Source organism: Streptomyces kanamyceticus, from assembly GCF_008704495.1.
Classification (GTDB): Bacteria; Actinomycetota; Actinomycetes; order Streptomycetales; family Streptomycetaceae; genus Streptomyces; species Streptomyces kanamyceticus.
Genome location: NZ_CP023699.1, coordinates 9599317 through 9612377, shown reverse-complemented (window position 1 = coordinate 9612377; position 13061 = coordinate 9599317). Strand labels below are relative to the sequence as shown.

The 13061-nt window shown below is 73.6% G+C and carries 11 protein-coding genes; 6 read left to right on the top strand and 5 right to left on the bottom strand.

The window, feature by feature from the left end; genetic code table 11:
- Positions 1–130 precede the first annotated feature (130 nt).
- Positions 131–1720, top strand: coding sequence for a sigma-70 family RNA polymerase sigma factor (locus tag CP970_RS41550; protein ID WP_107098903.1), 1590 nt, complete (start codon positions 131–133; stop codon positions 1718–1720).
- A 51-nt stretch (positions 1721–1771) separates the two neighbouring features.
- On the opposite strand, the gene CP970_RS41545 is transcribed toward CP970_RS41550, so the two are convergent.
- Positions 1772–2878 (bottom strand): hypothetical protein, encoded by a 1107-nt coding sequence (locus CP970_RS41545; RefSeq protein WP_055546274.1) that lies wholly within the window; start codon positions 2876–2878, stop codon positions 1772–1774.
- Positions 2879–3274: 396 nt separating this feature from the next.
- On the opposite strand from CP970_RS41545, the gene CP970_RS41540 reads away from it, so the two are divergent.
- Positions 3275–3928, top strand: a complete 654-nt coding sequence (locus CP970_RS41540; RefSeq protein WP_079043406.1) for a M23 family metallopeptidase — start codon at positions 3275–3277, stop codon at positions 3926–3928.
- A 7-nt stretch (positions 3929–3935) separates the two neighbouring features.
- Here the strand turns inward: CP970_RS41540 and CP970_RS41535 are convergent, their stop codons facing one another.
- Both CP970_RS41535 and CP970_RS41530 read right to left on the bottom strand, forming a co-directional pair.
- On the bottom strand, positions 3936–4757 hold the full coding sequence (locus CP970_RS41535; RefSeq protein WP_055546259.1) for a phosphoenolpyruvate hydrolase family protein: 822 nt from the start codon (positions 4755–4757) through the stop codon (positions 3936–3938).
- 27 nt (positions 4758–4784) lie between these two features.
- The gene (locus CP970_RS41530; RefSeq protein ID WP_150494627.1) at positions 4785–6038 is read right to left on the bottom strand and encodes a Tm-1-like ATP-binding domain-containing protein; all 1254 of its coding nucleotides are present in this window, start codon (positions 6036–6038) and stop codon (positions 4785–4787) included.
- A gap of 153 nt (positions 6039–6191) precedes the next feature.
- Between CP970_RS41530 and CP970_RS41525 the strand changes: the two genes are divergently transcribed.
- Positions 6192–7625 carry an aminotransferase-like domain-containing protein gene (locus CP970_RS41525; protein ID WP_055544038.1) on the top strand — a complete coding sequence of 478 codons (1434 nt, stop codon included), beginning with the start codon at positions 6192–6194 and terminating at the stop codon, positions 7623–7625.
- An 18-nt stretch (positions 7626–7643) separates the two neighbouring features.
- Here CP970_RS41525 and CP970_RS41520 read toward each other — a convergent pair whose 3' ends face one another.
- Entirely contained in the window at positions 7644–7958 is a 315-nt protein-coding gene (locus CP970_RS41520) for a cupin domain-containing protein (RefSeq protein ID WP_055544037.1), read from the bottom strand.
- A 169-nt stretch (positions 7959–8127) separates the two neighbouring features.
- On the opposite strand from CP970_RS41520, the gene CP970_RS41515 reads away from it, so the two are divergent.
- The 3 genes from CP970_RS41515 to CP970_RS41505 all read left to right on the top strand — a co-directional run bounded on the left by CP970_RS41515 (position 8128) and on the right by CP970_RS41505 (position 10610).
- Positions 8128–9078, top strand: a complete 951-nt coding sequence (locus tag CP970_RS41515; RefSeq protein WP_055544036.1) for a GlxA family transcriptional regulator — start codon at positions 8128–8130, stop codon at positions 9076–9078.
- Positions 9079–9388: 310 nt separating this feature from the next.
- Positions 9389–9721, top strand: a complete 333-nt coding sequence (locus CP970_RS41510; protein WP_157877644.1) for an STAS domain-containing protein — start codon at positions 9389–9391, stop codon at positions 9719–9721.
- 43 nt (positions 9722–9764) lie between these two features.
- Positions 9765–10610 (top strand): DUF1206 domain-containing protein, encoded by an 846-nt coding sequence (locus tag CP970_RS41505; protein WP_079043161.1) that lies wholly within the window; start codon positions 9765–9767, stop codon positions 10608–10610.
- Positions 10611–10705: 95 nt separating this feature from the next.
- On the opposite strand, the gene secD is transcribed toward CP970_RS41505, so the two are convergent.
- A complete protein-coding gene (secD, locus tag CP970_RS41500) occupies positions 10706–13036 on the bottom strand; it encodes a protein translocase subunit SecD (protein ID WP_055544033.1) in 2331 nt (776 codons plus the stop codon).
- Positions 13037–13061 lie beyond the last annotated feature (25 nt).

The window sequence follows — 13061 nt, the reverse complement described above, 5'->3', positions numbered from 1 at the left end:
GCCGGATCCGCGGCACGGCATAGTGGACCGCCGCCGACGGAATCCGACGGGTTTCTGTTATCGGGGCGGGCGGGGGGCGTCTCCCCTATGTCGGAGCAGACGGACCCCCCACAGAGGAAGTGGACACAGCGTGAGCAGCGAACGCCAAGCCGCGATGGTCAGGGCAGCGCAGGACGGGAACCAGCAGGCGCAGGACGCGCTCGTGGCGGAGTATCTTCCGCTGGTCTACAACATCGTCGGGCGCGCCCTGAACGGGCACGCCGACGTGGACGACGTGGTGCAGGAGACCATGCTCCGCGTGCTCGGCGGCCTGGACGGCCTGCGCAGTCCCGAGACGTTCCGCAGCTGGCTCGTCGCCATCACCATGAACCAGATACGCGGCCACTGGCGGGAGCGCGCCACCGGTGAGATACCCACCGGCGGCCAGCTCGGTGACGGGTACGACGTGGTGGATCCCGGCGCGGACTTCGTGGACCTGACCATCACCCGCCTCGGGCTCTCGGGGCAGCGCCGCGAGACCGCGGAGGCCACCCGGTGGCTCGACGAGGACGACCGGGCGCTGCTGTCCCTGTGGTGGCTGGAGTCGGCGGGCGAGCTGACGCGCACGGAGGTCGCCGCCGCGCTCGAACTCGCGCCGCAGCACGCGGCCGTGCGGGTGCAGCGGATGAAGGCGCAGCTGGAGACGGCGCGCGTGGTGGTCCGCGCCCTGTCGGCCGAGCCGCGCTGCGCGGGCCTCCAGCAGGTGACGGACTCCTGGGACGGGGCGCCGTCGGCGCTGTGGCGCAAGCGGATCGCGCGGCACGCGCGCGGCTGCCAGATCTGTGAGAGCCACTGGTCGAACCTGGTCCCCGCCGAGGGGCTCCTGGTGGCGCTGGGGCTCGTGCCGGTGGGGGCCGTCCTGGCGAGCAGACTGCTGCCGCCCGCCGACCTGGTCAGTGTCGGCGCCACCGCTGCCCTGCCCGGTCAGGCTCCGCTGTCCGCGCGTGCCCTTGCCCGTCGGGAGCGGGCCAGGCGCCAGCGCCGTACGGCGGCGGTGGCGGCCGCGGTCGCCGCTCTCGTCGCCGGTGGCGCCGCGGTGCATCTGCTCACCGAGCCGGACGCGGACGAGAGCGCGCCGTCGACCGCCGCCGCGCCCGCGTCCGGGACCGGTGAGCCCTCGGCGTCGAAGAGCCCGTCGCCCTCGCACTCCCCCTCGCCCTCCGCGTCACCGAGCCCGAGCAAGACGAAGGCGAAGCCGAAGAAGAAGCCGTCGCCCACGCCCACGCCCACGAAGACCAAGTCCGCGCCAGCGCCGAAGCCGAAGCCCGACAAGCCCGATCCGGCGCCCCAGCAGCCGAGCGGCACCGCCGAGCAGGTCGTCGCCCTGGTCAACACCGAGCGTTCCAAGGCGGGTTGCGGCCCGGTCCGCTCCAACGGCAAGCTCGCCACCGCCGCGTCGAAGCACTCCGCCGACATGGCGGCCCGCGACTACTTCGACCACACGAGCCCGGACGGCACCGACCCCGGCGACCGCATCACGGCGGCCGGGTACCGCTGGAGCACGTACGGCGAGAACATCGCGCGCGGCCAGCAGACCCCCGCCTCGGTGATGGACTCGTGGATGAACAGCCCCGGCCACCGCGCCAACATCCTCAACTGCGACTTCAAGGAGCTGGGCGTGGGCATCCACAACGGCTCCGGCGGCCCGTGGTGGACGCAGGCGTTCGGCACGGCGCTCTGAGCTGAGGGGCGCGGGCCCGCCCCGCGCCGCCTCCGCGGCGCGGGCGTCCCGTCAGCCGACCTGCTGGGTGTGGAACTGTTCGAGCCGCCGCTGGGCGAGCGACAGCGTGCCGCGCTGGCGTCCCGGCACCTGGCGGCGCAGGGCGACCAGGGCGGGGCCGAGCGCGCGGACGGCCTCGGGGTCGCGCACCCGGTCCCACAGGTGGTGGGCCCGGTCCGCCGCGGCCTCCACCTCGGCGGAGTCGCGCGCCTGGCCCGCGGAGAGCCGGGCGGCGGCGACCGCGAGCCAGGTCTCGCAACTGCGCGCCGGTTCCCCGGCGAACCGCGCGAGGTCCGCACGGACCTCCATCCAGTGGATGACCTCGATGGAGCCCGGGCCGTGCATGCGCAGCGCCGTCTGCTCCCAGGCCGCGGCCAGGGACGCGGCCTCGCCGTGCCGTCCGGCCTCGACGGCCGCGGTGATCGCCGCGTGCGGATCCATGTCCGACGGCGTCGGCGGCTGCCGGTAGGGGCTCTGCGGCACCGGGGCGGCGCCGGTCGACGCGATCAGGAGGTCCTGCGCGTCGTCGGCGAGGGACTGGGCGACGGCCTGCTCGTGGAGTTCGGGCAGCGGCGGGCGGTGGCCGCTGCGCAGGACGGTGGCGAGCGCCTTCATGTACGCCGGCGTCTCGATGCCGCGGCGCCGCGCGGGCGGGGCGATCCGTCCGTACAGGGCGACGCCGGGTCCCGCGTCGAGCGGGTGCTGGGTGAGGGTCCCCCAGCTCTCCTGGTCGGTGTGCAGGTCGACGACGATCGTGGTGCCGCCCGCGGGGCGCAGGCGGAGCTCCTGGGTGATCCAGTGCCAGGGCAGCCCGGTGTAGCGCATGGTCGCGGGGGTGGACCTGGCGAGCGCGAGGTGCAACTGCCGCTGGCGCCGGTCGAGGTGGACCTGTCCGACCAGGTAGATCGTCAGGGGGCCCGGCGCCATGGCGGCGGCCCGCAGCCGGGTCAGGACCGTCTGCGGGTCCAGCGGGTCGGCGAGTTCCACGACGCTCGCGGTCGGGGTTCCGGCGAGGGCCGCCGGTGACACCGCCGCGAGCACGGGAAGTACGGAAGCCGCGTCCACGATGCGGCCCTTGCCCACCGGGGCCGCCGCGACGAGCAGCGCAGTTCCTGGCACCGGCCCCTCCCTCTCGATCACCACGGCAGCACCGTATCCGCTGTTTGCGCCGGGCACGACAACCGGTCAGACCGTCTGTACGAACAACCGGTGCCCCGCTGTCGGGGACGATCACTTCGGCAGGAGCGTCCGGCGGGGCCCGTCCGCACATCGTACGGAGTGAACTGGCCTTAGGCGTCCTGCAGTTGGCGGACGGTTCCGGCGTGTCGCGCTTACCGGGCGCGGGTCGGGACACCGGACGGCCGCGGGCGGCTCACGGCGGGGAAGATTTGCCGGAACTTCTCCCGACGGGCCTCTCGGAAGTCCCCTTGGAGGTCCCCTCGGTCTCACCGGCCGGGTACACCGGATGGCCCAGTCGGCGTGCGGTCCGCCGCCCCGACCGGTCTGCTGACTGAAATGGGCTACCACATAGACGTCCCGCCTCGGGCGGGCAGCACACGACGTGACGCGCTGGGCATGGCCGCGGCGCTCCTGGCAGGCGGCGCCCTCTCCTTCCGGGCGGCCGCACCGGCATCGGCCGAGGAGTCCGAGGACTCCTGTTCGGCCCACTACGACGCCGAGTTCGAGTCGGCGCTGGCCAGCGCCGACGAGCGGATACCCGAGGACGACGACCGCGGCATCGCGCGGTTCGGGCCTCCCGGCCGGTGTGCGCTGCCGCTGCGGCGGCGCTACCGGATCACGGCGCAGTACGGCGTGCGCGGCGACTGGCTCGCCGGGCACCACACCGGCATCGACCTCGCGGTGCCGCGCGGCACTCCCGTCTACGCGGTGGGCGGTGGCGTCGTGGTCCTCGCCCGCTGGTCAGGGGCGTACGGCAATGCCGTCACCGTGCGGATGCCGGACGGGCACTACGCGGTGTACGCGCACCTCTCCCGCATCGGCGTACGCCAGGGCGCCCGCATCCGCACCGGCGCCGGACTCGGCAGCAGCGGCGCCACCGGGCGCGCCACGGGCCCCCATCTCCATCTGGAGATCCGGGCCCGGCGGCACTACGGCTCGGACGTGAGCCCGTCCAAGTACCTGGCGCGACGCGGCGCACGCCTCTGGTGAGCACGCCTCAGGGCGTCAGGGACTTGAAGGCCCGGGTCTGCTCGACGATGGCCCGCTCGGTGGGCAGCCGTTCGATCGACGAGGCGCCGAAGAAGCCGACGACGCCCTCGGTGTGTTCGAGGACGTACCGCGCGTCCTCGGGCTCGGCGATGGGGCCGCCGTGGCACAGCACGAGCAGGTCCGGATTGACGCGCTTGGCGGCGTCGTGCATCTCCTGGACGGCGGCCGCCGCCCGGTCGAGGGTGAGCGCGGTGCCCGCGCCGATCGAGCCCTTCGTCGTGAGGCCCACGTGCGGCACCAGGACGTCCGCGCCCGCGCGTGCCATGTCCGCGGCCTGCTCGGGGTCGAAGACGTAGGGCGCGGTGAGCAGATCGCGTGCGTGGGCGGTGCGGACCATGTCGACCTCGAGGCCGTAACCCATGCCGGTCTCTTCGAGGTTGACGCGGAAAGTGCCGTCGTACAGGCCCACCGTCGGGAAGTTCTGCACGCCGCTGAACCCCATGGCCTTCAGCTGGTCGAGGAAGAGGTCCATGCGGCGGAACGGGTCCGTGCCGCACACACCCGCGAGGACCGGGGTGTCCTTGACGACGGGCAGGACCTCGCGGGCCATGTCGGTGACGATCTCGTTGGCGTCGCCGTAGGGCAGGAGTCCGGCGAGCGAGCCGCGGCCCGCCATCCGGTAGCGGCCGGAGTTGTAGATGATCAGCAGGTCGACGCCACCGGCCTCGGCGCACTTGGCGGAGAGGCCGGTGCCCGCGCCCGCCCCGATCACGGGCTTGCCCGCGGCGACCTGGGCGCGCAGCCGGGCGAGTGCTTCCTCGCGGTTCATGGTGTTCTCCTCACGGTTCTGAGCGGGTCAGCGGCGGGCCGGGGCCGCGGAGCGCTCGGTGATCAGTTCGTGCAGGCGGTCGGCCATGGCGATGGCGAACGACGCGTCGTTGATGTGGGCGTCGATCTCCCGCAGCCGTACGCCGCTGCCGCGCACGGTGGCGCGCAGCGCCTCCAGGCCCGCGGTGTCGGCCACGCCGTCGTCGAAGGGGCCGCCCGCCACGTCCACGGCGGACAGACCGCGCAGCGGCCAGAAGAGTTCGGCGGGGCCGCGGGCGGCGGCGAGCTTGTGGCCGAGCACGGTGCCGAGTTCGGTCATCTCGTCGGCGGTCGTCCGCATCAGCGTCACCGTCGAGTTGTGCACCAGGAGGCGCCGGTCGGCGAACCGCTCGGGCACGCTCGCCGCGGGGCCGAAGTTGACCATGTCGAGAGCGCCGGGCGCGACGACCTGGGGGACGGCGGCCGCGCCCGCCGCGGTGAGCCGGTCGGGGCCCGCGCTGAGCACTCCCCCGACCAGTTCGTCGGCGAGTTCGGTGGTGGTCAGGTCGAGCACGCCGTCCAGCATGCCGTCGGCGGCGAGCTTCTCCACGGCCCGGCCACCGGCGCCCGTGGCGTGGAAGACGAGGACCTCGTAGCCGAGTTCGGAGAGGCGGCCGCGGGCCGTGTCGACCGCGGGCGTGGTCACGCCGAACATGGTGGCGGCGACGACCTTGCGGCGCGGTCCCGCGAGCTGCTCGTGGTTGCGCTCCCTGCGGCGCGCCATCCCGGCCGCGGCGGCGGCCGCGTTGCCGAGCACCTGGCGCGAGACCGAGTTGATGCCGGAGATGTCGACGACGCTGTACATCATCGTGAGGTCGCTGCTGTCGACGTACGGCGCCACGTCGCCGCCCGCCATGGTGCTGACCAGGACCTTCGGTACGCCGATGGGCAGTGCCCGCATGGCCTGCGCGGCGATCGCCGAGCCGCCGCTGCCCGCCGCGGCGAGCACCGCGTGCAGCCGTCCCTCGCGGTGCAGGTCGAGGACGACGCGGGTGAGGCCCTCGGCCATCGCGGCGACCGCCGCGCCCCGCTCCCCCGCGCCGCGGAGCTTGGTCAGGCTGTGCCCGGCGGCCCGCGCCACGACGTCGGCCGGTACGTCGGGGACAGGGGCGTGGGCGGGCGGCGGCTGGATGCCGGTGTCGACGAGGAGGACATCGCTGCCGTACTCCCTGAGGCGCTCGCGCAGCCAGGCGTACTCCTCGCCCTTGGTGTCCAGGGTTCCGACCAGCACGACGGTCGCCATGTCCTTCACACTCCTTCTTGTGCGCGGTGCTGCCGATCCTGCGTCCCGCACGTGGCGCTGGCAACGACCAGTCGGGCCCGATTGGCCTGCGCGTCCTGCCTGGTCATGGGGCGTGCGCGGCGAACGGTGGCCCGTGTGGAGGAAGATGGGCGCATGGCGAAGATTGCGACGGCCAGGTTGTCCAGGCTGCTCACCGGCTGGGCCTCGGAGGGGGCGGGGCCGCTGCCCAGGCGGCTCGCGGACGCCCTGCGGGAGCTCGCCGAGCGCGCCGACGTACCGGCGGGTTCGACGCTGCCCTCGCAGCGTGAGCTGGCCCTGGTGCTCGGCGTGAGCCGCTCCACGGTGACCGCCGCGTTCAGCATCCTGGAGGAGGCGGGCTGGCTGGAGAGCCGACGCGGCAGCGGATCGCGGCTGCGCGGTTCGGGGTCCCTGGAACAGGGTGCGGGCGAGGGCAGGCTCGCCAGTTTCGACGCGCGGACGGGCACGGTGGACCTGTCCAGCGGCGCCCTGGACGGGCTCGGCACGGTGGGCGACGTGGTGGGCGCCCTGACGGCGGACGATCTCGCGCCGCTGCTCGGCGCCGACGGCTATCTGCCGTACGGGCTTCCCGAGCTGCGCGAGGGCATCGCCGCGTACTACCGGGCGGCCGGGGTGCCGACCGCGCCCGAGCAGATCCTGGTCACCTCGGGCTCGCAGCAGGCGGTGTGGCTGGTGGCGCAGGCGCTGGTCGACCCGGGCGACACCGTGGTGGTCGAGAACCCCACCTACCGGGGCGCCCTGGAGGCGCTGCGCTCGCGCGGCGCGCGCCTGGTGCCGGTCGGCGGCGACCGGCCCGGCGCGGACCGGGACGGCGCCGATCCCGGCGCCCTCGGGCGGTTCGGCGCGACGGTGCGGCCGCGGCTCGTCTACCTCCAGCCGACCGTGCACAATCCGACGGGCCGCAGCCTGGACGGGGCGGCGCTGCGGGCGTGGGCCGCCGCGCTGGCCGAGCGGGAGGTGTTCACGGTCGAGGACACCTCGTGCGCGGAGCTCGCGCTGGACGGCGACGGGCCCCCTGTGCCCCTTGCCGCCCGGCTCCCCGAGGCCTCCACGATCGTCGTGGGGACGCTGTCGAAGCTGTTCTGGGGCGGGCTGCGGGTCGGCTGGGTGCGCTCTTCGCCGCAGCTCGTGACCCGTCTCGCGAAGATCAAGACGTCGGTGGACCTGTCCTGTCCCGTGGTGGAGCAGCTGGTGGCGGTGCGGCTGCTCGGCCGTCTTCCGCAGGCGCGTACGACGCGGCGTACGGTGCTGCGCGAGCAACGGGCGGGCGCGGAGAAGCTGTTGCGCGCCCGGGCCCCGCACTGGGAGTGGGACCGCCCCGCCGGGGGCGCCGCGCTGTGGGTGCGCGTGCCCGGCACCGACACGGAGGCGATGGCGCAGTGGGCGCGGCGCCGGGGCGTGTCCGTGGTGCCGGGGTCCGCGTTCTCGGCGGTGGACGGCTTCAGGGACCGGCTGCGACTGCCGTACGCGCATGGAGTGGACGCGCTGGAACGGGCGCTGCCGACGCTCCTGGAGTCCGCGGAGCGCAGCCGGTCGGAGAAGGGGTAGGGCGGATTGTCGGAGGTCTCAGCCCTCCGGGTAGAAGACGAACAAGGTGCAGCCGGTGGTGGTCTGCGGGATGTGCCAGGAGCCCGCGGGGGCGTGGATGAACGAGCCCGCCGGGTAGTCGCGTTCGCCGTCGTTGAAGACTCCGGAGACCACGAAGACCTCTTCGGGGCCCGGTTCGTGCACGTCGATCCCCTCCCAGCAGGTGTGCGGATCCATTTCGAGCACCTGGGCGCTCGCGCCGTCGGCGCCGCGCCACAGCGGGCGCAGGCGAATGCCGGGGAAGAGTTCACGGACCGGGGCGTCGTCCACGGCCGACCACACATAGCCGGCCATGGCGCTCCCGCTCCGGTCCGTCGCTTCTGTCGTCATGTCCGTCGCTTCTGTCGTCATGTCCGTCGCTTCTGTCGTCATGTCCGTCCGTTCTGTCGTCATGGCTCCAGCGTGTCCGGCGGCGGCCGCCCCACCCAGTGTCAGGAAAGTCATGCCGAGGTACTTTTCTGCCATGCATCGTGTCGTCGCCCTGGTCCACGAACCCCAGTCGACCTTCGAACTCGCCTGCGCGGCGGAGGTGTTCGGGATCGAACGGCGCGGCCTCGCGACGCGGTACACCTTCGGCGTGTGCACCGAACGCCCCGGCCCGGTGGCGACGCGCGCCGGGTACGACATGGTCGTGCGCGAAGGTCTTGACGCCCTGGAGCGGGCGGACACCGTCGTCGTCCCCGGCTGGCTGCCCCCTCAGGAGCCGCCGTCCGACGAGGTCGTGGACGCGCTGCGCCGGGCCCACCGCCAGGGCGCGCGGGTGCTCAGCATCTGTTCCGGCGCGTTCGCCCTCGCGCACGCGGGCCTGCTCGACGGGCGGCGGGCGACCACGCACTGGGCGCTCGCGGAGGAACTGGCCGCGCTCTTCCCGGCCGTTCGTGTCGATCCGGACGTGTTGTACGTGGATCACGGTGACGTGGCGACCAGCGCGGGATCGGGCGCGGGCGTCGACCTCTGTCTGCATCTGGTCCGCGCGGACCAGGGCGCCGGGTACGCCGCGCACGTCGCGCGGAACATGGTCATGCCGCCGCACCGCGAAGGCGGGCAGCTGCAGTACGCGGCGCCCGCCCACCCCGTCCAGTTCGACGGCTCGCTCGCGCCGCTGCTCGCCTGGGCGGGGGAACGGCTCGCCGAGCCGATCGGCATCGAGGACCTGGCCGCCCGGGCGGGCGTCTCCGCGCGCACGCTGGCCAGGCGCTTCGCCGACCAGCTCGGCGTCAGCCCCGGCCAGTGGCTGCTCGCCCAACGGATCGGCGCGGCCAGGGAGTTGCTGGAGTCCACGGACCTGCCGCTGGAGGCCGTCGCCCGGCGCTCCGGGCTCTCCTCCGCCACCAATCTGCGCCGCCGCTTCCTGCGCGCCATCGGCACGACACCGGGCGGCTACCGCAGGGCGTTTCGCGCGACACCGCGCTGACCCCGGGCCGGGCACCGGGACCACGGAAGCCCGGACATCAAAACATTCAACTACTCTACGTAATCGTGTACTTGAGGCCTGATCATCCGCACTCGATCCTCATTGCCCTACCCATACAAGGGTACGAATGGCCCTGAGCGGGCACGATGCAGATAGGACTTCGGTGCCGCCCAGGACTCGATGGCGTCCGGCGCCGGTCCACGAACGCCACGCCATCGCCACATTCGATTACTCTCTGTAAGGAGACAGGAAACTGCTGGACTGGGAATCGGGCACCGCCGACTTCACCTTCGGCCTGCATCACCATGTGGTGAACGGCACTGATGTCCTTGCGTTTAGGGGCGAACTGGATGCCTGGGCCGACCAGGAACTCGCTCCACGTGTGACGGCACTCCTCGACCACGCCGGCCACCAGGTCGTCGCGGACCTTCGGCGGGTGACCTTCCTGGACGCCGGCGGCCTGCGCCTTCTCGTGCGGATCCGGCGTCAAGTGGCGGACAACGAGGGCATGTTGTGGCTCGTGCCCGGCAGCCCCCGCAACTGGCGGGTGCTGCGCATCACCCGCCTCGACCAGGCCTTCGTGGTCCCCTCCTGCGACCCGGTCGCGGGCGCGCGACCGTGGGCGAGAAGCGGATTCCGCTGACCGCGGCGGGCATGGGCCGCACCGGCCTGGGCACTTGGGAGCCATGCGACTTACCGGTGCGACAGGAAGCGGGACCGTACAGGCGCGGCGGGTGGCCAAGGGCCGCACCGTCGCCGCTGTGGCGCGCGCCGGATTCGTCGGCCGCGGTGTGCTCTACCTCTTGGTCGGCGCGCTGGCGCTGCGGGTCGCCTTCTCCGACGGCGGCGACCGCCGGCAGGCGGACCGCGGAGGCGCGGTGGCGGAACTCGCCGACCGGCCCTTCGGCCACGCCCTGCTCTGGCTGCTCGGCGCCGCCCTCGCGGGCATGGCGCTGTGGCGCCTCTCCGAACTCTTCTTCGGCCAGGCGGGTCCCGACGGCGGCACGGCGCGCAAGCGGGCCCTGTCCGGCGGGCGAGCCGTCTTCTACGGCTTCGTGTCCTACTCCGTCCTGGCCTACGCGGCGGGCGACAAGGGCAGCGGCAGCGGGTCGAGCGACCGGCAGACCCAGGACATCACGGCCAAGGCCCTCGACTGGCCCGGCGGGCAGTGGATCGTCTCCCTCGGGGGCGCCGCGGTCCTTGCCGCGGGCCTGTGGATCGCCGGACGCGCCCTGCTGCGCAAGTTCCGCGACCGGCTGCGCCTGGGCGAGATGTCGGCGCGCGTCCGCCGCGGCAGCGACGTCCTCGGCGTGACCGGTGGTGCGGCGCGCGGCGTGCTCTTCGCCACGGCGGGCGGCTTCGCCGTCGCCGCGGCGCTGCGGCACGAGCCGGGCAAGGCCAAGGGCATGGACGACACGCTGCGGTCCTTCACCGACACGGCCGCCGGGCCCTGGCTGCTCGCCCTGATCGCCGTCGGCCTCGCCGCGTTCGGCCTCTTCTCGTGGGTCAACGCGCGCTGGCGCAGGATCTGACGCGGCGGCGGCGCGGGGCCGACGCACACGGCGGGCGGCCGCTCCCCTGCCCGGGGAACGGCCGCCCGCCACACGAATCGGACTCGGAATCAGACTCAGACGACCGCCCCCGTCCCGCGCTCCTTCTTCCTGCGTGCCTCCAACGGGCTGTATCCGTCCGGCACTTCGCGCTTGCGCCCCGGTCGCGCGGGCGGCGGCGCCGGATTGCGGTGTTCCAGCACGACCGCGAGGGGCACCGCGGTGAAGACCGTCGACGCGATACCGACCAGGACACCGGCGATCAGCGCCAGCGAGAAGTCGGCCAGCGAGTCGCCGCCGAGCACGGCGAGCGCGGCCAGGATGAACAGCGCGCCCATGCCCGTGTTCACGGTGCGCGGCAGCGTCTGCACGACGGCCCGGTTGGCCGTGGACTCCAGGTCGCCGCGCGGGTTGCGGCGGCGCCCCTCACGCACCCGGTCGAAGACGACGACCGTGTCGTTGACCGAGTAGCCGATCACGGTGAGCACCGCGGCGAGGAAGACGCTGTCGACCGGCTTGCCGAGCCAGGCGAAGAGGCCGACGACGAGGAGCACGTCGTGGACCATCGCCGTCACCGCGGCGGTCGCCAGGGTCCAGCGGAACCGTACGCTCAGATAGATCAGCTGGGCGGCGACCGCGATGCCGAGCGCGATGAGGGCCTTCTGCCGCAGTTCGCTGCCGAGGCTCGGCCCGATCAGTTCGTCGCGTTCGACGGTGACGGTGCCGCCCGGCTTCTCCAGCGCTTCCTTGACGCGCTGCTGTTCTTCGTTGGTGAGCTTCTCGGTGCGTACGGTGATGTCACCGTCGCCCGATTCCTGCACCACCGCGCGGGGGAACCCGGCGTCGGACACGGCGCCGCGGGCGGTGTCCGCGTCGACGGGCCTGCTGGTGCTGTACTCGACGAGTCGGCCGCCGGTGAACTCGACGCCGAACTCCAGGCCGCGCAGGACGATGCCGGAGACCGCGACCACGACCAGGAGCGCGCTCGCGCCGAGCCAGCGCCGCCGGTGGCGCAGCAGGTTCGGGTCACGGCGGGAGAGCCAGCCGCGGACGCGGCCCGTGGTGGCGATGCCCGTGAGGCCAGGGCGCTTGCGCACGAAGCGCCGGGCGACGGCGAAGTCGGCGAGGACGCGGGTGATGACGAGCGCGGTGACCATCGAGGCGAGGACGCCGATGCACAGGGTCACGCCGAAGCCCTTGACCGGTCCCGTGGCGAAGAAGAAGAGCAGCCCGGCGGCGAGCAGCGTCGTCACGTTCGAGTCGACGACCGCGCTCCACGCCTTGGCGAAGCCGGTGCGGACAGGCTTGGCCAGCTCCGTGGAGCGGGCGCCGAGATACTCCTCTCTGGCCCGTTCGAAGACGAGGACGTTCGCGTCGACGGCCATGCCGATGGCCAGGACGAACCCGGCGAGTCCGGGCAGGGTGAGGGTGGCGCCGAGTGCCACCAGGGCGGCGTACGAGATGAGGCCGTACAGCGCGAGGGCGAGCGAGGCGAGGGCGCCCATGAGCCGGTAGACGACGGTGATGAACAGCGCGGTCAGCGCGATGCCGATGATCGCGGCCTGGGTGCTCGCGTCGATGGCGTCGGCGCCGAGCGTCGGGCCGACCGTGCGCTGCTCGACGACGTCGACGGGCACCGGAAGGGCGCCGCCCTTGACGAGGGCGGCGAGGTCACGGGCCTCGGACTGGTCGAAGCCCCCGGTGATCTGGGTGGAGCCGCCGGTGATGCCGGTGCCGCAGGCCACGCCTTCGTTGACGCCGGGCGCCGAGATGACCTTGCCGTCCAGGACGATGGCGACGCGGCGTTCGGGCGCGCCCTGCGGTGCGCAGGCCGCCTCGCCGGTGACGCGGGCCCAGCTGTCGCCCGCCGCCTTGCGGAAGTCGAGCGAGACGAGCCAGCCCGCCATGGACTGCTGGTCGAGGACCGCCTCCGCGTCCTTGACGCCCTCGCCGGTCAGCGCGGTGGGGCCGAGGACGAGGTGGCTGCCCGGCCGGTCCGGGTCGGGCAGGGTGCGGGACCCGTCGGCGGCGGGCTTCGCCGTGCCCTTGGCCGCCGACTCCCCCGTCACCGGGTGGACCGTCAGCTGGGCGGTGCGGCCGATGACCTCGGCGGCCTCGCGCGGGTCCTGCACTCCCGGCAGTTCGACGATGATCCGCTTCTCGCCGGAGCGGGCGATGCTCGGCTCGGCGACGCCGAGCGCGTCGACGCGCTGCCGCAGCACCTCCAGGGCCCGGTCGGTGGAGGCCGCGTCGGCCTTGACGGTGGGTGAGTTCTTGGTCTCCAGGACGATCTGGGTGCCGCCGCGCAGATCGAGGCCGAGGCGGGCGGACTGGGTGAGGGCGACGTACAAGGACAGGGCGACGACGGCGAGCGCGACGATCGCCCGCCACAAGGGCGCGCGTTTCATGGGGTCTCCACGATGAGGGCAGGAC

What these genes read in the sequence shown, in the direction of transcription:
- CP970_RS41540 (WP_079043406.1), top strand. Translation starts at nt 3,275, where the DNA reads ATGGGCTACCACATAGACGTCCCGCCTCGGGCGGGCAGCACACGACGT.
- CP970_RS41525 (WP_055544038.1), top strand. Translation starts at nt 6,192, where the DNA reads ATGGCGAAGATTGCGACGGCCAGGTTGTCCAGGCTGCTCACCGGCTGG.
- CP970_RS41535 (WP_055546259.1), bottom strand. Translation starts at nt 4,757, where the DNA reads ATGAACCGCGAGGAAGCACTCGCCCGGCTGCGCGCCCAGGTCGCCGCG.
- secD (WP_055544033.1), bottom strand. Translation starts at nt 13,036, where the DNA reads ATGAAACGCGCGCCCTTGTGGCGGGCGATCGTCGCGCTCGCCGTCGTC.
- CP970_RS41520 (WP_055544037.1), bottom strand. Translation starts at nt 7,958, where the DNA reads ATGGCCGGCTATGTGTGGTCGGCCGTGGACGACGCCCCGGTCCGTGAA.
- CP970_RS41530 (WP_150494627.1), bottom strand. Translation starts at nt 6,038, where the DNA reads ATGGCGACCGTCGTGCTGGTCGGAACCCTGGACACCAAGGGCGAGGAG.
- CP970_RS41515 (WP_055544036.1), top strand. Translation starts at nt 8,128, where the DNA reads ATGCATCGTGTCGTCGCCCTGGTCCACGAACCCCAGTCGACCTTCGAA.
- CP970_RS41505 (WP_079043161.1), top strand. Translation starts at nt 9,765, where the DNA reads ATGCGACTTACCGGTGCGACAGGAAGCGGGACCGTACAGGCGCGGCGG.